The following is a 7,670-nucleotide window of genomic DNA, read 5'->3' as shown; positions in this document are numbered from 1 at the left end:
TGATGGATGCAGGTTATTATTATTGGGATGTAAATTCTGATGCTCCTTTTGGGCATTCTATGGGGTCACGGCTTAGTGTATTCAGCGAAGCAGGTATATTTTTGTCAAAAAAAGAATCTCCCAAAGATGTAGATGGAAGACTTGTGAATCCAATTGACGCAACTCTTGATGAGAACGGAAATGTCTGGGTTGTAAATTATGGTGGATTTGCAACAAGTGAGCTGGTGCAATTTTCTCCTTCAGGGTCATTGGTGCGACGTATTGACAAACTGAAAGGAGATGCGTTTCCTCCTGCATACAGCATACTATCGGATAAGGCAGGTAATATTTTCGTAGGCTTGTATGGAGGGATTGCAATTTATGGCAGTAATGGCAGCGTAAAGAATGTTTTATATGATGATCGACTTGGTAAGGTTGGAAAAATCATAAAGGGAATTGACGACTATTTTTATGCAACTTTGTTTGACAAAAACAGTGTGGTAAAGTTTGATTATCTTGGTAATATCATTCAGATCCGTTCTGTTTGCAAATTTCCTTCAGGGATAACACAGGACAGCAATGGCAATTACTATATTGCCTCAATCTATGATAACAAAATTCATTGTTTCGATAATACATTTACAGAGCAACGTACTATTGGAGAGGGCGGCGGTAGAGGAACAATGCAATTTTATATACCTGAGGATGTAGCAACAGATAAAGCCGGGAATTTAGTAGTTGCTGATACGGAGAATGGGAGAATATCGGTTTTTAGTACAAAGGGAGACCTTTTATATCAAAGTGAGAGAATATTTTATGAAATAACATCTATCGAGGTAGAAAATGGCACTTTTCTTGTGACAGATTGTTTTCATAATATTATACGTGTTCTTTTCGAGGACATAAGCAGCTTACCCTATGATGCTTATTTTTCAGCACATCCTGAAGCAGTGATAACGCGTCCCGGAGAGAAAATAAATATTACCATGAGCGTTATGAATGTGGGTTCTAATGGTGATGGCTATAATATTTCGGTAAAGGAAGCACCGGAAGATTGGGATATAAGCGTGGCTAATGATTCCTTCTTTTTGGCTGCTAATGAATCAAAACAAATAAACCTTACTGTTATGGTACCTGTTACAGCAAAGGATGGGGATAGTGCAAACATCACATTGAAATTGATGTCTTCTCATAATTTAACTAGATCAGTCGTTGTTACGGTAATGATATCTACGCATCTTCCTGCTAAATTATCTATTGGCAATGGTGATGCAATGAAGGGTGAAACGGCTACTATCCCGATAGATATAACAGGGGTAGAAAATATGAGGGGATTGTCTTTTGTTATTACGTATAATGGCAATAATATTTCTATTGTCAATGTAGAGAAAGGTGCGTTATTTAAGGAGGGGTTAATTGTTCATAAAGTTAGCAGTGGAAAAATTCTTGTTGCTGTTTCTACAAAAGGTAAAACTGCTGTTTCTGGAAGCGGTAATGTAGCTTTTGTTACTGTAAAGTGTAAAAAAATTTCTGTAAATACTCTTCAACTGCAAAATGTAATTGTGGAGAATGTTTTGAATGAACGTTTAGAAATTTTGATTGAAAAAGGCATCTTTACGGTAAAGCCTTATCTGCATCTTAATTTTACAGATGGAATTACTGTTTCAAATTCGACTTTTTCTTTCACAGGCAAGGTATCACCAGGGTCTTATCTAACAATTAATGGCAAAAAAATAAATGTAAAAACGGATGGAACTTTTGATGCAACTGTTTTGCTGCTTGCTCAACAAAATATAATTACTGCAGTTGCAGTTTACGAAGGAGGAGAGGAAACTACAATTACAAAAATCGTTTTCTTAAAAGGAAAGCTGAATATAGTTATAAAATTGAAGATAGGCAATCCATATATGCTGGTAAATGGGGTTGAGCAAGAAATAGATCCGGGGAGAGGCACAATTCCTGTGATTGTGCATGGCTGGGATAGAACCGTTGTGCCGATACGTGCAATTGTAGAAGCTCTGGGTGGTACGGTTCAATGGGATGATAAAGAAAGAAAGGTTACTGTTCAACTTGACACTATTTTTATATATCTCTGGATTGATAGTCCGAAAGCATCGGTGAATGGTGTCCCTGTATGGATAGATGTGAATAACCACAATGTATCTCCCATTATTGTGAATGATAGAACATTTGTTCCTATTCGATTTGTTGCAGAGAATCTGGGATGTATAGTTGATTGGGATGGGACTACAAGAACTGTAACAATTACTTACAGATGAATAATCTAACCGATAATCATTCCCTTTTTACAGATAAAACAAGGCAACTTGGTCCCCCTGTTCCTTTTATAAATTCGGACAAATCTATTGAGTGAACAATAAAACCATTTTCTTGAAGTGTTCTGATAAGTGGTGTGTTGGATACTTCTGCTATTACTTCGTTTTTTCCAAGATTAATAACATTACCACTGATAAATGTATTGCAGGGGATTTCTATTTCCTTAAAATCTTTAAAGAAGTCATCTGGAAATACCTGTTTGCAATGAACGATGCAGTTGTTATCTAACGCGGTCATTGCTCCACCGATGTGTAAGAATGGCAAAGGTACGTTGGCTATTCGTGTTTCATATCCCATATTTGACAGGATATGGCTAATTGCTGTTGTTCCTTCCTTGTTTGTTCTTGATGAGTGCCCAATAAATGCAATTTTTCCTGCCAATACTACATCACCACCTTCCGCAGTAGCAGGTTCTTTAAGAGATGCAATAAGCGGGATATTTAGAGATTTCAATGTTTTTGAAATCCATTGTTCTTCTTCTCTCCTGCTAATTAATCCCATTCTCAATTTAATGTATCCATTTGATGTGCAAATTGCTGTGTCCTTTACAAATATCGAGTTTGGATGTCCTTTTAATTCTTTGACATCAATAATATGGCATCCAAAATTTTGCATTGTTTTCTTTAATTCATTATGTTGTTTTATTGCTTTATTTTTATCTGGCAACGACGTTATATTATGTCTACGGAGGTTTTTAACATGAAAGTATTCATGAATTGGGGTTGAAACAATAGCCTCAGTTAGTTTGTTTTCTTTATTTTTAGCCATAAAGTTTTTATCCTCTTTAAACTTTTATCTATTATATGTATATTTTTTATTTTTATAAAATATACCGATTAGTTAATTTAATTTCTTCAAAATTATTTAGTATTTAATTATGAAATCTTGATTATTCTAAAGAAAAAGATAATATGATATTTATAACTTGGATATGCGTAATATTTTGATAAGTATTATGATATGAGGGATTTGGAGGAGGGATAAAAAATGAAAAATGCACCAAAAATTACTGGTTTAGCGTTTACTTTTGATGATATTTTAATTGTTCCCCTGTATTCTGCTGTATTACCTCAAGATGTGGATACATGTACGAAGTTAACAAGAAATATTGATTTGAAAATTCCTTTTATTTCTGCTCCTATGGACACAGTAACTGAAAGCAAGATGGCTATAGAAATGGCAAGACTTGGCGGGGTTGGAGTTATACACAGAAATATGAAAAAAGAGGAAGAGGCGCTTCAAATAAAAAAAGTGAAAAAAGCGAAAGCTACTAAAAATTGTGTACTTGGCAAAGATGATAGATTACTTGTCGGTGGCGCAGTAGGAGTTGCTGACGGGGAAATTAGCAGAGTAAAGTACTTGGTAGAGGTTGGATGCGATTTTGTTGTTATAGATACTTCTCATGGCCACTCACAACGAGTTGGGGATTTTGTTAAGCGTGTAAAGGATAAATTTCCTGATACAGATGTAATTGCAGGAAATGTTGCAACTGAAGAAGGTGCTTTTTTTCTGATTAAGGCAGGGAGTGATGCCGTCAAAGTGGGAATTGGTCCGGGATCAATATGTACTACTCGTACAATTTCTGGCGCTGGGGTTCCACAGGCTTCTGCTATTATGAATGTTCGTTTGGCATGCCAGGAGAAAGGCATTCCCATGATAGCTGATGGAGGTATAAAAACTTCCGGGGATATTGTTAAAGCTATTGGACTGGGAGCAAATTCTGTCATGATGGGAAACATTTTTGCGGGTTGTGATGAAAGTTCGTCAAAACTAGTGGAAAAAGAAGGAGTGAAATATAAATATTTTAGAGGAATGGGATCTATTTCTGCATTAAAAAAGGGAAGTGGCGATAGGTATGGCGGAGGTGCGGGGGTTAAAATGGTTGCTGAAGGAATTGAAGCTTTAACGTTGTATACTGGTGCTCTTAAGGATGTTATGTTCAAATTAGTGTGGGGGCTTCGTTCCGGTATGGGATATGTAGGAGCGAAAAATATTGAAGAACTGAGAGAGAAAGCAAAATTTTACCAAATTACTGGAATGGGTCTTAGGGAGAGCCGAGCGCATGATGTTAAAGAACTTTAACAAAAACATTGTAATAATTGATTTTGGCTCACAATATACGCATCTTATAACGAAAAAGGTGCGAGGGCTCGGAGTTTATTCTGAGATTGTTTCGCCTGAAACTAAGATTGATGAGATTGTTTCTTTAAAACCAAAAGGAATAATATTATCCGGTGGTCCTTGCAGCGTCTATGAAAAAGATGCTCTTTTTCCTAACAAAGAAATTTTTAAGCTAGGTATTCCCGTGCTTGGTATATGTTACGGTTTTCAGCTTATTGTTAAAATGCTTGGTGGAAGAATTGCGAGGGGTACACTTGGAGAATTTGGAAGAAATGAGATAAAAGTTGTTAAAAAATCTCTTTTATTTGATTCTATCCCCAAAAGAAGTATTATGTGGATGAGCCATAATGATTATGTCGATAAAATGCCAGCCGGGTTTAATATTACTTCGATAAGTGAAAACGGCCTTATTGCATCAATTGAGGAAGATAATATTTTTGGCTTACAGTTTCACCCGGAAGTTAACCATAGTGAATTTGGTAAAGAGATAATTTCCAATTTTTTGTTTAAAATATGTAAGGTTTCTCCTTCCTGGAGTATCTCTGATTTTGCAGTTGCTAAAATCAATGAAATTCGAGAAACTGCAAAAGAGAGCAAGGTTATATCAGGGCTTAGTGGTGGAGTGGATTCATCTGTAGCAACTATTCTTGCCTCAAAGGCGCTTGGTAAAAATTTGATTCCTGTTTTTGTTGATACTGGCCTTTTGAGAAAAAACGAAGCCATTGAACTTCTTGATGTTTTTCGCAGAGACTTGCGGCTTAAAGTGCTGTTTGTAGATGCAAAGAAACAGTTTCTTGATAATTTAAAAGGTGTTTCTTTGCCAGAGAAAAAAAGAAAAATAATAGGACGGGAATTTATAAAAGTATTTGAGAAAGTTGCTAAAGATGAGGGGGATATCAAGTATCTTGTTCAGGGTACGCTTTATCCGGATGTTATTGAGTCGAAAAAAGGAGGGAAATATTCCGCAAAAATTAAGTCACATCATAATGTTGGAGGCCTTCCAAAGAATATGAAGTTTGTTCTTATTGAGCCGCTTAGAGAATTGTTTAAAGATGAAGTGCGTGTGCTCGGAAAAGAGCTAGGTATCCCAGAGAAAATTTTAGCACGCCATCCGTTTCCGGGACCCGGACTTGCTATTAGAATTATTGGAAAAATTACCGAAGAGAGATTAAACACTTTGCGAGAAGCGGACTATATATTTTTAGAAGAACTGAGCAAGGCGGGTTTATATGATAAAGTATGGCAGGCCTTTTGTGTTTTTCTTCCGGTGAAAACAGTCGGTGTTATGGGTGATAAAAGAACATACGATTCAGTGATTGTTATAAGAATTGTCCAAAGTAGTGATGGGATGACGGCTGATTGGGCTAAGGTCCCATTTGATTTTCTGAAAAAGGTATCATCTCGTATTATCAATGAAGTGACAAGCGTGAACAGAGTTACTTATGATATTAGCTCGAAACCCCCAGCTACTATTGAATGGGAGTAGTATGCATTTGGGTTAATTTTTTAAATTGACCTGAGTTTTGGAAAAATATTGGTTTGATACTGTACACAAATTTTTTAAGGAGGATATATGGCACGCTACATTCTGGTTATTGATGAGGGAACAACGAGCACGAGGACAATAATTTTTGATGAAAAAATTAGAGAGGTTTCATCATCTCAAAAGAAGTTTAATCAGTATTTTCCAAAGCATGGATGGGTAGAACAGGATGCTGAAGAAATATTTGAAAAAGTATTAAAATCGATCAAAGAGGCTTTACAAAAAGGGAAAATAGATTCAAAAGACATTTTAGCGATTGGAATAACCAACCAACGTGAAACAGTTGTGCCGTTTGATAGAGATAGTGGAAAACCTTTGCATAACGCTATTGTATGGCAATGTAGAAGGACTACACAGCTATCTGAAGCTTTGAAAGAACAAGGAACGGAAAAGGTTATTCATGAGAAAACAGGGTTATTTCTTGATCCATATTTTTCCGGAACAAAAATCCGTTGGTTGCTGGAAAATGTCCTTGAGGTAAACAATAAAAAAACATTGTTTGGTACAATTGATGCATTTCTTGTATACAAATTGTCCGGAGGCAAATTTTTTAAAACGGATGTAACAAATGCTTCAAGAACTTTGCTTTTTAATATAAATAACTTGCAGTACGATAAGGAGCTTTTACATCTTTTCAAAGTTAACGAAGAGATGCTTCCGGAAGTGGTAGAGAGTGCAGATATTTTTGGTACAACATCTGGCATCGATGTTCTTCCAGATGGAATCCCTATTACAGGCGTTATGGGAGATCAGCAGGCTGCACTTTTCGGTCAGGGAGGAGTTAAAAAAGGTATTGCTACGAATACTTACGGGACTGGTAGTTTTTTGCTTTTAAATACTGGTGATAAGCCACAATTTTTTGACAAAGGGATTCTTACCACTATTGCATCGAAAATTAAAGGCAAAACTCAATATGCCATAGAAGGCAGTATATTTATTGTTGGGGCTTTAATAGATTGGTTGTTGGACATTGGCTTGTTAAAAAGTTTTGATGAACTAAACGATATTTTGTCAAACGGTATCGAACCAGATATATATTTTGTCCCTGCTTTTACGGGATTGGGTGCGCCTCATTGGGACCCATATGCAAGAGGTGGGATATTTGGTTTAACCAGAGGAACTAAAAGAGAAGATATAGTGAAGGGGGCAATTTATTCTATTACTCTGCAGGTAGAAGAGCTATTAAGATTTATAAAAGGAAAATGCCCGGAGATATCTGAGATGCGGGTAGACGGAGGCGTAGCAAAAAATGATTATATTATGCAGCTTCAATCGGATATGTCTCACATTAAAATAATGAGGCCTGTATGTAAAGAATCTACTGCAAAAGGGGCTGCTTTGTTAGCAGCTATCGGGGCTGGTGTTTTGCAGGAAGAAGAAATTGAAAATTGTTTTGCTGTAGAAAAGGTATTTAATCCTTTATGGAATAATATAAAACGAGAAGTGGCTTATGAAAAATATCTAAAAGCTGTCGAGCGTGTTAAAAATTGGGAAAAATAAGGAGGCAAGTATGGAATTATTAAAAGGGGCTGAACCATTTTCTTTTAAAAGCGATTCTGATGTAGGTGTTTTGATATTACAAGGTTTTACAGGAACTACAGGTAGTGTTATCTATCCCGCAAAATACCTTGCAGATAAGGCTGGTTTTAATGTTGAAGGTCCTCGTCTTGCTGGGCACGGAACTAGATGG

6 protein-coding genes are annotated in these 7,670 nt (G+C 36.3%); 5 read left to right on the top strand and 1 reads right to left on the bottom strand.

The window, feature by feature from the left end; translation table 11 throughout:
- A partial coding sequence (locus U9Q18_04590; protein MEA3313634.1) for a stalk domain-containing protein occupies positions 1-2,258 on the top strand: 2,258 nt, incomplete at its 5' end.
- 16 nt (positions 2,259-2,274) lie between these two features.
- Here the strand turns inward: U9Q18_04590 and U9Q18_04585 are convergent.
- Complete coding sequence (locus tag U9Q18_04585) at positions 2,275-3,084, bottom strand: arginine deiminase family protein (protein MEA3313633.1); 810 nt, start codon at positions 3,082-3,084, stop codon at positions 2,275-2,277.
- Positions 3,085-3,303: 219 nt separating this feature from the next.
- On the opposite strand from U9Q18_04585, the gene U9Q18_04580 reads away from it, so the two are divergent.
- The 4 genes from U9Q18_04580 to U9Q18_04565 form a co-directional block, all read left to right on the top strand.
- A complete protein-coding gene (locus U9Q18_04580; GenBank protein MEA3313632.1) occupies positions 3,304-4,398 on the top strand; it encodes an IMP dehydrogenase in 1,095 nt (364 codons plus the stop codon).
- Positions 4,379-5,923: a glutamine-hydrolyzing GMP synthase gene (gene guaA / locus U9Q18_04575; GenBank protein ID MEA3313631.1), complete on the top strand. Its 1,545-nt coding sequence runs from the start codon at positions 4,379-4,381 to the stop codon at positions 5,921-5,923. Before U9Q18_04580 ends, guaA begins: the two co-directional genes overlap by 20 nt.
- 87 nt (positions 5,924-6,010) lie before the next feature.
- Positions 6,011-7,480, top strand: coding sequence for a glycerol kinase GlpK (gene glpK / locus U9Q18_04570; GenBank protein MEA3313630.1), 1,470 nt, complete (start codon positions 6,011-6,013; stop codon positions 7,478-7,480).
- Between the two features lie 10 nt (positions 7,481-7,490).
- Positions 7,491-7,670: esterase (locus tag U9Q18_04565; protein MEA3313629.1), on the top strand; the 180-nt coding region annotated here is incomplete at its 3' end.

The sequence above is a fragment of the Caldisericota bacterium genome (genome assembly GCA_034717215.1).
Classification (GTDB): domain Bacteria; phylum Caldisericota; class Caldisericia; order Caldisericales; family Caldisericaceae; genus UBA646.
This window is presented reverse-complemented; position numbering and strand designations above follow the sequence as displayed.

What these genes read in the sequence shown, in the direction of transcription:
- U9Q18_04585 (MEA3313633.1), bottom strand. Translation starts at nt 3,084, where the DNA reads ATGGCTAAAAATAAAGAAAACAAACTAACTGAGGCTATTGTTTCAACC.
- U9Q18_04580 (MEA3313632.1), top strand. Translation starts at nt 3,304, where the DNA reads ATGAAAAATGCACCAAAAATTACTGGTTTAGCGTTTACTTTTGATGAT.
- guaA (MEA3313631.1), top strand. Translation starts at nt 4,379, where the DNA reads ATGATGTTAAAGAACTTTAACAAAAACATTGTAATAATTGATTTTGGC.
- glpK (MEA3313630.1), top strand. Translation starts at nt 6,011, where the DNA reads ATGGCACGCTACATTCTGGTTATTGATGAGGGAACAACGAGCACGAGG.